At 53.6% G+C, this 14,032-nt stretch carries 14 protein-coding genes; 11 read left to right on the top strand and 3 right to left on the bottom strand.

What is annotated here, in order from left to right; translation table 11 throughout:
* The first annotated feature begins 105 nt into the window (after positions 1 to 105).
* The 4 genes from speE to KNP06_RS04920 all read left to right on the top strand — a co-directional run bounded on the left by speE (position 106) and on the right by KNP06_RS04920 (position 3,338).
* Positions 106 to 945 (top strand): polyamine aminopropyltransferase, encoded by an 840-nt coding sequence (speE, locus tag KNP06_RS04935; protein ID WP_114165210.1) that lies wholly within the window; start codon positions 106 to 108, stop codon positions 943 to 945.
* Positions 942 to 1,823, top strand: a complete 882-nt coding sequence (speB, locus tag KNP06_RS04930) for an agmatinase (protein WP_034779331.1) — start codon at positions 942 to 944, stop codon at positions 1,821 to 1,823. Before speE ends, speB begins: the two co-directional genes overlap by 4 nt.
* Positions 1,824 to 1,825: 2 nt before the next feature.
* Positions 1,826 to 2,194: a Na-translocating system protein MpsC family protein gene (locus KNP06_RS04925; RefSeq protein WP_214708388.1), complete on the top strand. Its 369-nt coding sequence runs from the start codon at positions 1,826 to 1,828 to the stop codon at positions 2,192 to 2,194.
* A gap of 193 nt (positions 2,195 to 2,387) precedes the next feature.
* Positions 2,388 to 3,338: a sodium-dependent bicarbonate transport family permease gene (locus KNP06_RS04920; RefSeq protein ID WP_214711079.1), complete on the top strand. Its 951-nt coding sequence runs from the start codon at positions 2,388 to 2,390 to the stop codon at positions 3,336 to 3,338.
* A 36-nt stretch (positions 3,339 to 3,374) separates the two neighbouring features.
* On the opposite strand, the gene KNP06_RS04915 is transcribed toward KNP06_RS04920, so the two are convergent.
* Positions 3,375 to 4,127, bottom strand: coding sequence for a homing endonuclease associated repeat-containing protein (locus tag KNP06_RS04915; protein WP_214708392.1), 753 nt, complete (start codon positions 4,125 to 4,127; stop codon positions 3,375 to 3,377).
* Positions 4,128 to 4,545: 418 nt separating this feature from the next.
* Between KNP06_RS04915 and KNP06_RS04910 the strand changes: the two genes are divergently transcribed.
* The 6 genes from KNP06_RS04910 to KNP06_RS04885 are packed head-to-tail and all read left to right on the top strand — an operon-like array spanning position 4,546 to position 10,793.
* Positions 4,546 to 6,465 (top strand): polysaccharide biosynthesis protein, encoded by a 1,920-nt coding sequence (locus KNP06_RS04910; protein ID WP_214788000.1) that lies wholly within the window; start codon positions 4,546 to 4,548, stop codon positions 6,463 to 6,465.
* Positions 6,466 to 6,495: 30 nt separating this feature from the next.
* Positions 6,496 to 7,347: an NAD-dependent epimerase/dehydratase family protein gene (locus KNP06_RS04905; protein WP_214787997.1), complete on the top strand. Its 852-nt coding sequence runs from the start codon at positions 6,496 to 6,498 to the stop codon at positions 7,345 to 7,347.
* Positions 7,344 to 8,486 (top strand): aminotransferase class V-fold PLP-dependent enzyme, encoded by a 1,143-nt coding sequence (locus KNP06_RS04900; RefSeq protein ID WP_138858743.1) that lies wholly within the window; start codon positions 7,344 to 7,346, stop codon positions 8,484 to 8,486. The genes KNP06_RS04905 and KNP06_RS04900 overlap by 4 nt, the downstream gene beginning before the upstream one ends.
* Positions 8,487 to 8,498: 12 nt before the next feature.
* A complete protein-coding gene (locus tag KNP06_RS04895; RefSeq protein ID WP_138858744.1) occupies positions 8,499 to 9,083 on the top strand; it encodes a hypothetical protein in 585 nt (194 codons plus the stop codon).
* Positions 9,084 to 9,102: 19 nt separating this feature from the next.
* The gene (locus tag KNP06_RS04890; RefSeq protein WP_138858745.1) at positions 9,103 to 10,104 is read left to right on the top strand and encodes a polysaccharide deacetylase family protein; all 1,002 of its coding nucleotides are present in this window, start codon (positions 9,103 to 9,105) and stop codon (positions 10,102 to 10,104) included.
* A gap of 35 nt (positions 10,105 to 10,139) precedes the next feature.
* On the top strand, positions 10,140 to 10,793 hold the full coding sequence (locus KNP06_RS04885) for a hypothetical protein (RefSeq protein WP_138858746.1): 654 nt from the start codon (positions 10,140 to 10,142) through the stop codon (positions 10,791 to 10,793).
* A 26-nt stretch (positions 10,794 to 10,819) separates the two neighbouring features.
* Here KNP06_RS04885 and KNP06_RS04880 read toward each other — a convergent pair whose 3' ends face one another.
* On the bottom strand, positions 10,820 to 11,584 hold the full coding sequence (locus KNP06_RS04880) for a MerR family transcriptional regulator (RefSeq protein WP_138858747.1): 765 nt from the start codon (positions 11,582 to 11,584) through the stop codon (positions 10,820 to 10,822).
* A 47-nt stretch (positions 11,585 to 11,631) separates the two neighbouring features.
* Positions 11,632 to 12,096, bottom strand: a complete 465-nt coding sequence (locus tag KNP06_RS04875) for a GNAT family N-acetyltransferase (RefSeq protein ID WP_214787994.1) — start codon at positions 12,094 to 12,096, stop codon at positions 11,632 to 11,634.
* 214 nt (positions 12,097 to 12,310) lie between these two features.
* On the opposite strand from KNP06_RS04875, the gene KNP06_RS04870 reads away from it, so the two are divergent.
* Entirely contained in the window at positions 12,311 to 14,020 is a 1,710-nt protein-coding gene (locus KNP06_RS04870; protein ID WP_285801369.1) for a glycoside hydrolase family 13 protein, read from the top strand.
* The last annotated feature ends 12 nt before the right edge of the window (positions 14,021 to 14,032 follow it).

Genomic DNA, 14,032 nt, shown 5'->3' with positions numbered 1-14,032 from the left:
GCAAAACGGGTACAGTTTTTGTATACTTCCTATCGTATGAATAAGAAGCGCCTCAAAACGCCACTCGCATACGAACAACTTTTTGAACAGAAAGGGGTTCTATCGATGGACCAAAAATTAAAATTATGGTTTACGGAGCACCAAACAGAAGATTACGGAATCACGTTCCGTGTAAACCACGTTTATGAGAGCGAACAAACGGAGTTTCAACGACTAGAAATGGTCGAAACGGACGAGTTCGGAACAATGTTGTTGCTTGACGGAATGGTCATGACGACGGATAAGGACGAATTCGTCTATCACGAGATGGTGGCTCACGTCCCACTCTTCACACACCCGAATCCGAAGCATGTGCTCGTTGTCGGTGGCGGAGACGGTGGCGTCATCCGTGAGATTATGAAACACCCATCAGTCGAAAAAGCAGTTCTCGTCGACATCGACGGGAAAGTCATTGAATATTCGAAGAAATACTTACCAAATATCGCAGGCGAACTCGACAACCCGCGTGTTGAAGTCATCGTCGGTGACGGCTTCATGCATATCGCCGAATCAGAGAACGAGTATGACGTCATCATGGTCGACTCGACAGAACCGGTCGGCCCAGCGGCCAACTTGTTCACAAAAGGATTCTACGCCGGCATCTCGAGAGCGCTCAAAGACGATGGCATTTTCGTCGCGCAGACGGACAACCCATGGTTCACGCCGGAGCTCATCCAAACGGTTCAACGTGACGTGAAAGAGATTTTCCCAATCACGAAGCTCTACACGGCCAACGTACCGACGTATCCGAGCGGCATGTGGACGTTCACGATCGGTTCGAAGCAGTATGACCCGGAAGCAGTGGCTCCGGAGCGTTTCCATGACATCGAGACGAAGTACTACACGCCGAAACTTCACAATGCGGCCTTCGTCCTTCCTAAATTTGTGGAGGACTTGACGAAATGATTAAACGTTTCGATGAAGCCTACTCAGGCAAAGTGTTTATCGCGAGCTTGCCGGAAGTGACGGACGCGAAGACGGTCCTTTACGGTATGCCGATGGACTGGACGGTCAGTTTCCGTCCAGGCTCACGCTTCGGTCCGAACCGAATCCGTGAAGTCTCGATCGGACTCGAAGAATATAGCCCTTATCTTGATGGTGATTTGACGGAAGCAGCTGTCTATGACGCCGGCGATATCCCGCTCCCGTTCGGAAACGCCCAGAAGTCACTCGACATGATCGAGTCGTTCGTCAAAGACATCATCAAAGAAGGCAAGTTCCCACTCGGTATGGGGGGAGAACACCTCGTCACATGGCCGGTCATCAAGGCGATGCATGATGCGTATGGGGATGACTTCGTCATCTTGCACCTCGATGCGCACACGGACCTCCGTGACGACTATGAAGGTGAGCCATTGTCGCACTCGACACCGCTCAAAAAAGCGGCCGAACTCATCGGACCGTCGAACTGCTACTCGTTCGGAATTCGTTCTGGGATGAAAGAAGAGTTCGACTGGGTCAAAGAAGTCGGCTATAACATGTATAAATATGAAGTGATTGAACCGCTCAAACGCGTGTTACCGACGCTCGCCGGGAAGAAAGTGTACGTCACGATCGACATCGACGTCCTCGACCCATCGGCTGCACCGGGAACGGGTACGCAAGAAATCGGTGGCATCACGACGAAAGAATTGCTTGAAGCAGTGCACGCCATCGCGAACGCCGACATCGACATCATCGGTGCCGATCTCGTCGAAGTGTCACCAGCATATGACCAATCGGACATGACGGCCATCGCCGCCGCGAAGATTCTTCGCGAGATGATGATCGGATTCGTGAAGTAACGATGCCGAAAAAAGGTCAGCTCGAAATGGAACTGAGTGCTCGGATCACCCAATGGGAGAAAGAGTATCTCGGGCGCGGCTCATTGACGTGTAAAGCAGACCTGCTCCGCGACTTGGCCATCGTGACGCTTCAGGGCGTCTTGACCCCGGCCGAGTACGAACTGGCCGCCAAATCGGCCGGTCGTGAGCAATTGAAGAAATATCGCAATAACCTCGTCGAATCAGGACGGGCCCAACTCGAGGCGATTTTACATGACTTGCTCGGTCGGCGTCTCGTCTCGCTTCACACGGATATCAGCACGAAGACAGGGGAACGCCTCATCGTCTTTCGACTTGATGCACCATGGGATGGCGGGATTGACAAGCCGTGACGACATTTTTACACTAGAAGCAGAGACGGTTCAGGATTGGGAAGTGTCCGTGCGACATTCCCGTCGTCCTGTCCCGGAGCTGACGAACTAAATACCCGACAGTTGTCGGCTAGACGGAGCGAACGTGTTCGAGCCGTCGGCATGCAGCGCACACCCTTCTTTGGTGTGCGCTTTTGTCGTCCAGGAGGAAAAGATGGAACAATTGATGTTTTTATTGACGAGTGCCCCGGTGCTCCTATTCGTGACAGGTGTGATTGCCGCTCTCGGCAAATCGAATTTGAAGATTCCTGAGTCACTCAGCATCACGCTCAACCTATACTTACTGCTTGCCATCGGATTGAAAGGAGGGATGGGGCTCGCCTCGGTATCGATGGACGAGTTGGCGTTCCCGCTCGCCGTCACGCTCGTGCTTGGTCTCGTACTTCCGCTCGTCGCGTTCGGCCTTGGAGCGTTCTTGAAGTTCACGTTTCCGGAGCGCATTGCCATGGCCGCGACGTTCGGTTCGGTCTCGCTCGTGACGTATGTCGCCGCGACGGCGCAGCTCGAACGTCTCGGCATCAGTTATGAGCCGTTCATGACAACACTCGTCGTCGTCCTCGAAATTCCGGGTCTCGTCGTCGCACTGTTGTTATACAATCAAAGCCGCGTCCTCGGCATCACGGCGGCACCGACCCAATCGCTCACCGTCATTCGTGACAGTCTGCTCTCGAAAAGCATCTTGCTGCTTTTGGCTGGTCTCATCGTCGGGCTGGTCACCCCGGATACGTCGGCATTAACCCCGTTTTTTGTCGATTTGTTCCCAGGCGTGTTGCTGTTGTTCTTGCTCAGCCTCGGCGTAAAGGTCGGTCATCAGCTGAAGACGCTACCGTCGTACGGGATGAAGTTTTTAGTCGTCGGGATGACGTTTCCGCTCGTCGGCGCGGCCATCGGTTTTCTCGCTGCCGGAATGGCTGGACTGTCTGATGGGGGAACGATTCTGCTTATGACGCTCGCGGCGAGCGGGTCGTACATCGCCGCACCGGCCATGCTCCAAGCATCGGTCCCGGAGGCGGAGCCGTCGTTTTATTTGACGCTCGCCCTCGCCGTCACGTTCCCGTTCAACTTGCTCATCGGCATCCCGCTATTCATTTCGATCGTCACTTGAACAAAAGCCCTGTCTCATCGTGAGACAGGGCTTTTGTTATTGGGTGATCGTCTGTTCTTCCATGCATTTTAATGCGGCCGTCCAACTGCCGAAGAGGGCGTTGATGGTCGACGTGCTCGGCACGTTACGTCCTTCGGCCCATTTCCGGTAATGCAGAATACTGAAGTGTGACAATTCATGTTTCGCGACGCGGAGGGCTTCGATGACATCTTCTTCGTCCCATTTCCGTTTCGGCGGGGCGATGTCGAGGACGAACAAGGCGTAGCTCCAAGATCCATATTTTCGGGCGATCGTCGCGACTGTCGGATAACCGCATTCTTGGGCCCAGATGGCGTAGTGCTGGGACGTAAGACGTTCGAGTTCTTCGGATGCTTCAATCAAGGCTTGGATGATGCGCTCTTCGTTGTTTTTCGCGGCGGTCGTCTGAAGTTTCGCTTCCCGGAGCGCGTTCGACCAAGAGCCGAAACGACTGCTGATCAACGTGAGCGACGGGGAGCGTGTCACTTTCGACCATTCCCGATACGTTTGGCTCGTGAAGAGCGGTAACTCCTCGGCGGCTTGATTCAACGCGCGGAGGATGTCTTCATCCGAGTAGTAATGGAACGACATTTGGATTTGGGCAGCGGCGAGCGCCTCGCGCCAAGACCCGAACTGATGGATGACGGTGGAAAGGGACGGGACATTTTTGGTTTGCGACCATACACTATACCGTTTCGAATCGAGCTCGGCATGTTCTTGAGCAGCTAACTGCAACGCTTGTACGATTTGAGGGCGTGTCCATTTTTTCATCTTGGTGTCTCTCCTTTGGAGGGAGACGCAGCGAGCGTCTCGGAAGGTCTCTTGGTGTGAATGAACAGCATGTATTGGTTGAAGAGTCAACGAGCTAGTCAAAAAGGATACTTACGATCGATTTCTACCTCCTTATGTGGCGTTTTAGCTATGTTCAAAATAATGTAAACGATACCCAATTCGGGTTATATGTATTTCCATTTCCCGTTTGTCCGAAAATTATTCATTATGTGAATGAAATCATGATAATAATTTCGTGAACTCCTTTTTCGCATCTATGTCGTTAATGAGAAAAAGCTCGTTTTATCTTTAAACTTGTTGAGGATAGTCGGGTAGTTTACTAGCATCGACGCATCTTTTGCGCATTCCAACCTACACCACGAACGAACAACTCAGACTCTTGGAGGTGCGAACTACCATGGCAACACTCGTGAACGTCTATCGGAAGAATCAACGCAATTTGCTCTTTTTATGTCTCGACATCTTGATCGTCTCGTTTGTATTGTACGCGACGTTTGAACTGATGTTCTCCACGATCACGTCGTACGCGGCACTCGAATCGAGCGAGATGTTGATGATGGTCGCCATTAAAATCGTCAGCTTCAGTCTCGTCGGGAGCGTCTTGAAGATTCATCGCATCGACTGGCGTTACGCTTCGGTCCATGAGATGAAACAAGTCGCCATCGCCTTACTGAGCAGTGACTTGGTGTTGTACGCCTACAACCAGTTCCACTTCGGGGCTGGCCTTGGGATGATCATCGCCGTACAAGGGTTGCTCGCATTCAACCTCATCTTGTTCACCCGCTTCTTAGCCCGCAACCATGTGTTTGACGTGTTCAAACCCCATTCGAACCATCCGGGACGAAAAGCACTCATCATCGGAGCCGGGGATTCCGGACAGTTGATTGTCCGTGAGTTGAAAGAACATCGGACGACCGTCCTCTGCGTCGTCGGTCTGCTCGACGACAACCCGCAACTGCAGGCACTCTACGTCCACGGTGTCCCGGTCCTCGGGATGACGAACGATTTGGAACGCATCATTCAAGAACATGGTATCGAAGTGGTTATTTTGGCCATTCCAAGCTTGGCTTATACACGGCGTCTCGCCTTGCTGAAACGAATCGAGAAGACAGGAGCCGAATCCCACGCCTTGCCGATGATTTCGGAACTGGCGACCGGAAAAGTCTCCATCAACGAGATTCGCGAAGTGAAAATCGAGGATTTGCTAGGACGTGAGCCGGTTCAATTGGACATATCTGGAATATCTCGCCATGTCGAAGGCGCGACTGTGCTCGTCACTGGCGCCGGTGGATCAATCGGCTCGGAGTTGTGTCGCCAATTGATCAAATTCGCCCCGGCAGAAATGATTCTCCTCGGTCATGGGGAGAACAGTATTTACTTGATCGAGCGAGAGTTGCGTGGGCTCGGTACGGAGACGATCCTGCACCCGGTCATCGGGGATGTGCAAGACGAAGCTCGGCTCGAAGATGTGTTCCGTACGTACCAGCCGGACATCGTCTATCATGCCGCCGCTCACAAACATGTGCCACTCATGGAAGACAATCCGCTCGAAGCCGTCAAAAACAATATTTACGGGACAAAACATATGGTCGATGTCGCGGCCCGGCATAACGTGAGCCGCTTTATCATGGTCTCGACCGACAAGGCGGTCAATCCGACGAACGTGATGGGCTCGACAAAACGAATCGCCGAGATGGTCGTCCAAGAGAAAGCCCGAACGAGCGAGACGATCTTCGCAGTCGTACGCTTCGGAAATGTCTTAGGCAGTCGCGGCTCGGTTGTACCGCTCTTTAAAGAACAGATTCTCCGGGGCGGACCGGTCACCGTCACCGATCCTGAGATGACCCGCTACTTCATGACCATCCCGGAAGCGAGCCGGCTTGTCATCCAAGCGAGCGTCTTGTCCAGAGGGGGAGAGATTTTCGTGCTCGACATGGGCGAGCCGGTCAAAATCATCGACTTGGCGAAGAAAATGATCGAGTTGAGCGGTTTTACGACCGAACAGATCGACATTGAAGTCACCGGCATTCGTCCGGGTGAGAAGTTATATGAAGAATTGCTCGCCGCGAGCGAACTCGGTCCAGAAGCGAACGTCTTCCCCAAAATCTTTGTCGGCCGGACCCGTCCCTTCACGACCGTCGCTTCCGTGCTGCACCTGATTGAGACGTTACGAGACGACCAAGAGGCCCTGACCTACCTGCTGCTTTTTATCGCCAATAGTGACGACCTCGACCGAGACATCGATCGTCTCTTTACACATGGCGTGAAGCGAATGCGTCCTCATATCGCCGGGACACGCCTCGCTGACGGAAATTGAAGGTCATAACGAGTGAAGAGGGGGAGAATGATGGTCGATCAAACGGTTCTTATTGTCGGGGTAGCCAGTTTCCAAGGGTTTCATATCGCACGTCGGCTATTGCAGGAAGGATTTGATGTCGTCGGGATTGACGATGAAGGGCGGCACAAGACGCGAATCGCCAAACAGCGGCTCTACGTTCTCACCCACCCGCAGTTCCATTTGATCCGTTCAACGCTCGCGAACAAGACAGTCATGCGCAGCGTTTTGAATCGACACGAACCGAGACACATCATCTTATGTTCGACCCGTCGCCATAACGGAAGTGAAGAGCCGCTGGAACGTTACGAGTTGATGAAACGCTACATTGCCATCCAAACGAAGCGGGTCCCGGTTGAATCGTTCATCACGTTCGACTTGCCTGTAAAACAGGAGGACGGGGAACGTCCGGTGATCCATCTGTTCACAGAAGACGTATTCGGACCTTGGGACGATGCCTCGACGCTAGTGTCAAAGGCCATTGTCGCCGTCGACCGCGGTGTCCGACTCTCAGGGTATTACGCGACGGATATCATCAACGTCTCCTATATCGATGATGTCGTCGAATCGGTCGTCCGCTTGCTTCGCTTGATTCAAACCGGGATGTCGCCAGTCGGATATTTCCAAATCCCGGCCTCCGACTACGTGAACGTCCAAACGTTACTGTCCGACATCGGACATATCCTCAACAAATCGGCGAAGACGTCGTTGCCGATGCGCGAGTCGGTACTTCGGCAGTCGGCCGTTCAGACGCTCGACACGCTGATCGGCTTCAGCCCGAGCACATCGCTGTTTGAAGGACTCGAGCAAGTCGTCGATTGGTATATCTCGTATAAAACCATGATGAAGGAGGGCATCAAATGAACATCCTATTATCGAAGCCCCATATGTCGGGCCGTGAGATGGCCTACATCGAAGAGGCGTTCGCGAGCAATTGGATCGCCCCGCTTGGACCAAACGTCAACGCGTTTGAGGCGGAAGTCGCCGCTTACGCAGACCATCCGTACGCCTTGGCGACAAGCTCAGGGACGGCTGCCCTCCATTTGGCGCTACTTACGCTCGGCGTCGGGACAGGGGACACGGTCTTCTGTCAGTCACTCACGTTCGTCGCATCGGTCAATCCAATCCGTTACGTCGGCGCCATTCCGGTCTTTATCGACTCGGAAACGACGACGTGGAATATGTCGCCAGACGCACTTCGGAAAGCGCTCGTCCAAGCCGCGACGAAAGGAAAGCTTCCGAAAGCGGTCATCGTCGTCCATCTGTACGGCGTCGTCGCGAAAATCGGTGAGATTCGCCACGTCTGTCGTGAGTTCGGTGTCCCATTGATCGAGGACGCGGCCGAATCACTCGGCTCGACGTGGCACGGGCAAATGACGGGAACCATCGGGGACATCGGGTTTTATTCGTTCAACGGCAATAAAATCATCACGACATCAGGCGGCGGCATGCTCATGGTGCCGAATGAGGAAACGAGACAGTTGGCGCTCAAGTTGGCCACGCAAGCTCGGGAAGACGCGCCGCATTATGAGCACGAACAAGTCGGCTATAACTATCGATTGAGCAACGTCTCGGCCGGGATCGGTCGGGGACAGCTCGAAGTGATTGAGCAGCGCGTTCAAGCACGACGTCGCGTGTTTGCCCGCTATGAGCATATGTTCCGTCAGCTCGGGGCGACGTATCAGCAAGAAGTCCCGCACTCACGGGCCAATCGTTGGCTGACCGCCATGCAGTTGGATCAGACAGACTTGCACCGTGACACGGTGATGGAGCGACTTGCCAGTGCCGGCATCGAATCTCGTCCTGTCTGGAAACCGATGCATCTGCAACCGGTGTATCGCGATGCCGAATATGTGACGGTCGATGGAGAAGATGTCAGTCGGCGTCTGTTCGAGAATGGGATTTGCCTTCCATCGGGATCCGACTTGACCCTCGGGGAACAACAGCAAGTCATCCAGACCGTGCTCGATACGCGCTCGATCGTCACGGAACAAAGTGTCTGAGGAGGACGAACGATGAACCGGGAAGCAGAGATCATTCAAGCGCTTCGAGCCGCTGCATCTCTGACTCCGACCCTCACGGTTAAACAATATCAGCTCTGGAGCCGAGACCGGGACGTCCCGACATTTCTCGACGTTCTCAATTTTTACGGGTCATGGACCGGCGCCTTGAAAGCAGCCGGACTCTTAGAAGCCCGAAAGCGCTATACCCAACAAGAACTCGTTGCAGCACTTCGGCTCGCACTTGAACAGGAAGGGAAGTTGACGAGCACCCATTACCAACAATGGGTCAAAGATCATCCCGGTCCTTCCCTAGGTGATATTATTTCCCATTTCGGGTCTTGGAGTCTGGCCGTGAAAACGGTAGAGCGTTTAGAGGAGCTCCATTTTACCGTCCAGCCAGAACGTGAAAAAGCAGAAATCGTTCAATCGTTGCTAGAAGCAAGTCGGGTCGTCGTGCCATTCAACGCGATCACCTATCAAAAATGGGCGAAACAACATAAACGACCAAGTGTCGCCAAAGTATCCCGTCGGTACGGCTCCTGGAAACGGGCGCTCGCCGAACTAGAGCTTCCTGAGTCGTGTGAAGGAAAGAAGTGAAGACAGAGGAGGGGTCTCGATGAACGGAGCGTTTGTCATCTCACTAGATTTTGAATTGAACTGGGGCACGTTTGACGGTACGACGATTGAGGCGTATGGCGATAATTTACTCGGGGTCCGGCAAGTCGTACCGAGCTTGCTCGACTTGTTTGCCGCGCACCAGATTCATGCGACTTGGGCGACGGTCGGATTCCTGTTCTATGAGACGAAAGCAGAGCTATTGAAAGACTTGCCGACGATTCAACCGGCGTATCGGCATCCCGAATATTCTTCATACAATTGGATGCAGCACGTCGGGGCGGACGAGGCGGTCGACCCGTATCACTTCGGGAAATCACTCGTCGATCAAATCGCGGCGACGCCTGGTCAAACCATCGGGACGCATACGTATTGTCATCTATCTTGTTTAGAAGAAGGAGTGACCATCGAGGCGTTCAAGGCCGATCTCGAGGCGGCGAAGCGGGTGGCCGCACGTCGCGACTTATCCATTCAGAGCATCGTCTATCCGCGCAATCAATCGAGCCCGGCGCATTTCCAAGCGGCACAAGAAGTCGGAATCGATGTCTATCGCGGCAATGAGACCCATTACATTTATCGGGCCGATGCGAGAAGGGATGAGGGATTAGGACGACGGGCTCTTCGTCTGCTTGATGCCTACGTCAATTTGACGGGCCACCACACGGTCTCGTGGGCAGCCATTCGGCAATCATCTCCTTATAACGTCCCATCGAGCCGATTCCTTCGACCTTACGTGCCGGCGCTTCGCTTCCTCGACCGACTCAAAGTGCGGCGCATCAAACGGAGCATGACGCATGCGGCAAAACGGGGGGAAGTGTTCCATCTTTGGTGGCACCCGCACAACTTCGGCAAACATGTATCCGAAAACATGGCCTTGTTGGGTGAAATCATCGCCCATTATGAAACGTTGCATCAAACGTATCAATTTGAAAGTTTATCGATGGAAGAAGTGGCGGACCGTTGCCGCCCGGCCGTCGTCTCGACGCAGGAGCGACACGGATGAGAGGCGTTCGGAGGAAGAGAAAAGGGAGGGACAAAATGGGCCGACCGATCGTACTACTCATTGGAGAACACCGGACATCTGCCTACGTCTATCATGCGATCCGCAACTTAGGGGTGACCCATGTCGTTCAGGAAGATGGGCCGAGCGAGCATCGTCCGGAATCCATCAAGCATTGGCTGACGCATGTATACGTCCGGCTGACGTCGCCTGTCATGCGCCTTTCGAGCCGGACGCGGATCCGAGAACTGAAAGGTCGCTATCCATTGAACGATGAGCCGATTCCGTTCCACCACATTCTACGTGTCACCTCATTGAACGATACGAAGACGACGATGTGGCTCGATCGTCTCGACCCGCAGCTCATCGTCACCCATGAGACGGGGCCGATTGACCCGAGCGTCCTCGCCCGCTTCGACTGCCCGGTATTGACGGTCGCACCGACGATGGCAGAAGGACAACTCCAAGCGTACTGGGCGTTCCGGACCAAACCGGACGTCTGTGAGGCACGAATCGAACAGTGGACCGAGCGGGGCTGGTCTGTGGTCGACCGGGCCGTGCTCTACATCGGCGGGACGGATAATTTTGCCACGTATCCGTACTTACAGCTCACGACGGCGCTCCCGCTCTTGAGACGTCAAATCGAGTTATTGCTAAAGGAAGATGTGTATGACCGTCGAACGGCAAAATAACGGCCAAAGCGCGATGCTTTGGCCGTTTAGCTTTGGGTGATGCAATAGTGTTGGATGGCGTCATTATAATAGACGGCCAGTCCTGGCGCGTACTTGTCATAGAACGCGGTGAAACGCTCGTCCGTGACGTACATCTGACCGAGTCCGCTGAACATGTCGAGCGAGCAGTCATAAAACTGGTCATTGATGAACAGGTGGTTCGCCCGGACGGCCGCTTGGACACGCGGGTCTTCGACCGGGACGCCGGCAGTGAACAAGTCGACGAGCGGCTTGACGAGATCGACTTGTTGTTGACTGAGCGCTTCCCAGTCTTCTTTCGATCGCTTGTCGGCGCGCGCACGTGACGTCTTGTACGCCTCACTCTCGCCCCAACGTTCTTCTGTCTCCGCCTCGTGCTTCGCTTCATGGGCTTTCAGTTCGTCAAACGATAATCCCTTGAACAACGATTTGTCTTCCATTGGAATTCCTCCTCTCAGTGAGGTGAGCGTCGATTCCGCCGTCTCGGCGAGTGTCGCAAAATAGGCGGCTTTCGCGCGCAGGGCGGTCACTTGCTCCTCGAGGGCACGGGTCCGATCGAACGGTTCGGCTTCGAGTAAGCCTTGAATCGTCTCGAGCGGGAAGTCGAGCGAACGATACAGCAGAATCGTCTGCAACCGCTCGGCATCATGCAACGAGTAGCGCCGATAGCCGTTGACGTCACGTTCCGGGACGAGCAGACCGACGGCGTCATAATGACGCAACGTCCTTGTGGTCGTGCCAGAGAGCGTCGCGAGTTGTTGAATCGTGTACATGTCCTCACCTCCTTGAAGTCAGCGTACACGTTGACGTCGCGTCAAGGTCAAGCCTCTTTTTCGAACAAAGAGAATCCATCTCGTTCGCCGACATAATTGAAGCCGAAGCGAGGATAATAGGCGTTCAAGAAGTGATTCGTGGCGACGCAGTCGAGACGGATGCGATTCGACGTCGCTGCAAGTGCATGACGCATCAACTGTTCACCGACTTGTCGGCCTTTCATCCGGTCATCGACGACGAGGCGATGTAAATAGACGGCCGCGTCAGGATCGTCCCACAAGTTTTCGTCCCAAGACGTCGGTGGGATCAAGCTGACCGACCCGGCGATGTCTCCGTTCGCTTCGTATACATAGACGGTTCCGTTCGTGACGTCATGGGTCACAAAATCGGTCCGACTCGGCTCTAAATATTTTTGCCATTGCGTTTTTCCGGCGGCCCGAAACGATTGCGCTTTCGTTAAAATCAGTTGATCGATTGCCGAGAGATCGGCCTGTGTGGCCAAACGGATCATGTAAGTCGCCTCACTTTCATTTCATTTCAAATTCGTGTAGGGTACACGATGAGTAAGCTGTTAAAAACATCTTTGTGTCGTGGAATGATTTTTGGTAAGATAAACTTACTGCAATCGTGCAAACGATTGCGCTAACGAGATAAAGAGACAACAGCACTAATATTAGTATATAGGATGCGCAGTGAGTTTAGGGACAAGGGAGTATCATTGACACATGCAACTTTTACAACGTGACCAACACACACAAACGAAAACACTGAAACGAAACTGGTGGAAAGAAGCTGTCGCTTATCAAATCTACCCGCGCAGTTTTTATGATGCGAACGGGGACGGGATTGGCGATATTCAAGGCATCATCGACAAACTCGATTACTTGAAAGACCTCGGCGTCGACGTCATCTGGATTTGTCCGATGTACAAATCGCCGAATGATGACAACGGCTATGACATTAGCGACTATCAGGACATCATGGACGAGTTCGGGACGATGGAAGATTTCGACCGTCTGTTGACGGAAGTCCATGCGCGCGGCATGAAATTGCTGTTAGACCTCGTCGTCAACCATACGTCGGATGAGCACCCATGGTTCATCGAATCGAAGAGCTCAAAAGACAATCCGAAGCGTGACTGGTACATTTGGCGTGACGGCAAACCCGACGGCTCGAAACCGAACAACTGGGAGTCAATTTTTGGCGGGTCGGCTTGGGAGTTTGACGAGACGACGGAACAATACTTCTTGCACGTCTTCTCGAAGAAACAGCCGGACCTGAACTGGGAGAACGCCGAGATGCGCCAGACGGTGTACAACATGATCAACTGGTGGCTCGACAAGGGGATTGACGGTTTCCGTGTCGATGCAATCAGCCATATCCGCAAACACCCGTCGTTCGGCGACTTGCCGAACCCGGAAGGTCTCGACTTCGTGCCATCGTTCGAAATGCATATGAACGTCGACGGGATTCACGGTTATTTGGAAGAACTTCGCGACGAGACGTTCAACAAGCACGACATCATGACTGTCGGCGAAGCGAACGGCGTCTCACCTGACGATGCCCACCTTTGGGTCGGCGAGAAGGAAGGCAAGATGAACATGGTGTTCCAATTCGAACACATGGGTCTCTGGCGTGAAGACGCCGAGTCGAAGCTCGACGTCGTCCATTTGAAGAACGTCCTCACGAAATGGCAAAAAGGTCTCGAAGCAGACGGCTGGAACGCCCTTTACGTCGAGAACCATGACCAAACGCGGACCGTGTCATCATGGGGTGATGACGAGCGCTATTGGAAAGAGAGCGCCAAGTCGATTGCGATGATGTATTTCCTCATGCAAGGGACGCCGTTCATCTATCAAGGCCAAGAGATCGGCATGACGAACGTGAAGTTCGACTCGATTGACCAGTACGATGATATCGCGACGCGCAACCGGTATTACATCGGTCTCGAGAACGGCAAGAGCCATGACGAGATGATGGCCATCACGTGGAACTCGTCACGTGATAACACGCGCACACCAATGCAGTGGAGCGACGCCCCGAACGCGGGCTTCACGTTCGCGGAGACGCCGTGGTTCGGCATCAACCCGAACTACACGGACATCAACGTCGGCGCCCAGCTCGAAGACGACGACTCGATTCTCAACTTCTATAAAGAGATGATTCGTCTTCGCAAGCAAGATGAGACATTCGTCTATGGGACGTATGACATCGTCTTGCCGGAGCACCCAGAGATTTACGCGTACACACGCACGCTCGGTGACTCGCAATACCTCGTCATGACGAATTTGACAGGGAAAGAAGCCATCTTTGCGACGGAGATCACGCTTCGCTCAGAAGACGTCGTCTTGAAAAACATGCCGCTCGAGCCGCATGACGAGACGACACTGCTTCATTTGAAGCCGTTCGAAGGTCGCGTCTATAAGCTAAGTTGATTCAAAGACAGG

The sequence above is a fragment of the Exiguobacterium sp. s21 genome (assembly GCF_018617975.1).
Classification (GTDB): Bacteria; Bacillota; Bacilli; order Exiguobacteriales; family Exiguobacteriaceae; genus Exiguobacterium; species Exiguobacterium mexicanum_A.
This window is presented reverse-complemented; position numbering and strand designations above follow the sequence as displayed.

Excerpts from the sequence above, each read along its gene's own strand:
- speE (WP_114165210.1), top strand. The coding sequence starts at position 106 with ATGGACCAAAAATTAAAATTATGGTTTACGGAGCACCAAACAGAAGAT.
- speB (WP_034779331.1), top strand. The coding sequence starts at position 942 with ATGATTAAACGTTTCGATGAAGCCTACTCAGGCAAAGTGTTTATCGCG.
- KNP06_RS04925 (WP_214708388.1), top strand. The coding sequence starts at position 1,826 with ATGCCGAAAAAAGGTCAGCTCGAAATGGAACTGAGTGCTCGGATCACC.
- KNP06_RS04920 (WP_214711079.1), top strand. The coding sequence starts at position 2,388 with ATGGAACAATTGATGTTTTTATTGACGAGTGCCCCGGTGCTCCTATTC.
- KNP06_RS04915 (WP_214708392.1), bottom strand. The coding sequence starts at position 4,127 with ATGAAAAAATGGACACGCCCTCAAATCGTACAAGCGTTGCAGTTAGCT.
- KNP06_RS04910 (WP_214788000.1), top strand. The coding sequence starts at position 4,546 with ATGGCAACACTCGTGAACGTCTATCGGAAGAATCAACGCAATTTGCTC.
- KNP06_RS04905 (WP_214787997.1), top strand. The coding sequence starts at position 6,496 with ATGGTCGATCAAACGGTTCTTATTGTCGGGGTAGCCAGTTTCCAAGGG.
- KNP06_RS04900 (WP_138858743.1), top strand. The coding sequence starts at position 7,344 with ATGAACATCCTATTATCGAAGCCCCATATGTCGGGCCGTGAGATGGCC.
- KNP06_RS04895 (WP_138858744.1), top strand. The coding sequence starts at position 8,499 with ATGAACCGGGAAGCAGAGATCATTCAAGCGCTTCGAGCCGCTGCATCT.
- KNP06_RS04890 (WP_138858745.1), top strand. The coding sequence starts at position 9,103 with ATGAACGGAGCGTTTGTCATCTCACTAGATTTTGAATTGAACTGGGGC.
- KNP06_RS04885 (WP_138858746.1), top strand. The coding sequence starts at position 10,140 with ATGGGCCGACCGATCGTACTACTCATTGGAGAACACCGGACATCTGCC.
- KNP06_RS04880 (WP_138858747.1), bottom strand. The coding sequence starts at position 11,584 with ATGTACACGATTCAACAACTCGCGACGCTCTCTGGCACGACCACAAGG.
- KNP06_RS04875 (WP_214787994.1), bottom strand. The coding sequence starts at position 12,096 with ATGATCCGTTTGGCCACACAGGCCGATCTCTCGGCAATCGATCAACTG.
- KNP06_RS04870 (WP_285801369.1), top strand. The coding sequence starts at position 12,311 with ATGCAACTTTTACAACGTGACCAACACACACAAACGAAAACACTGAAA.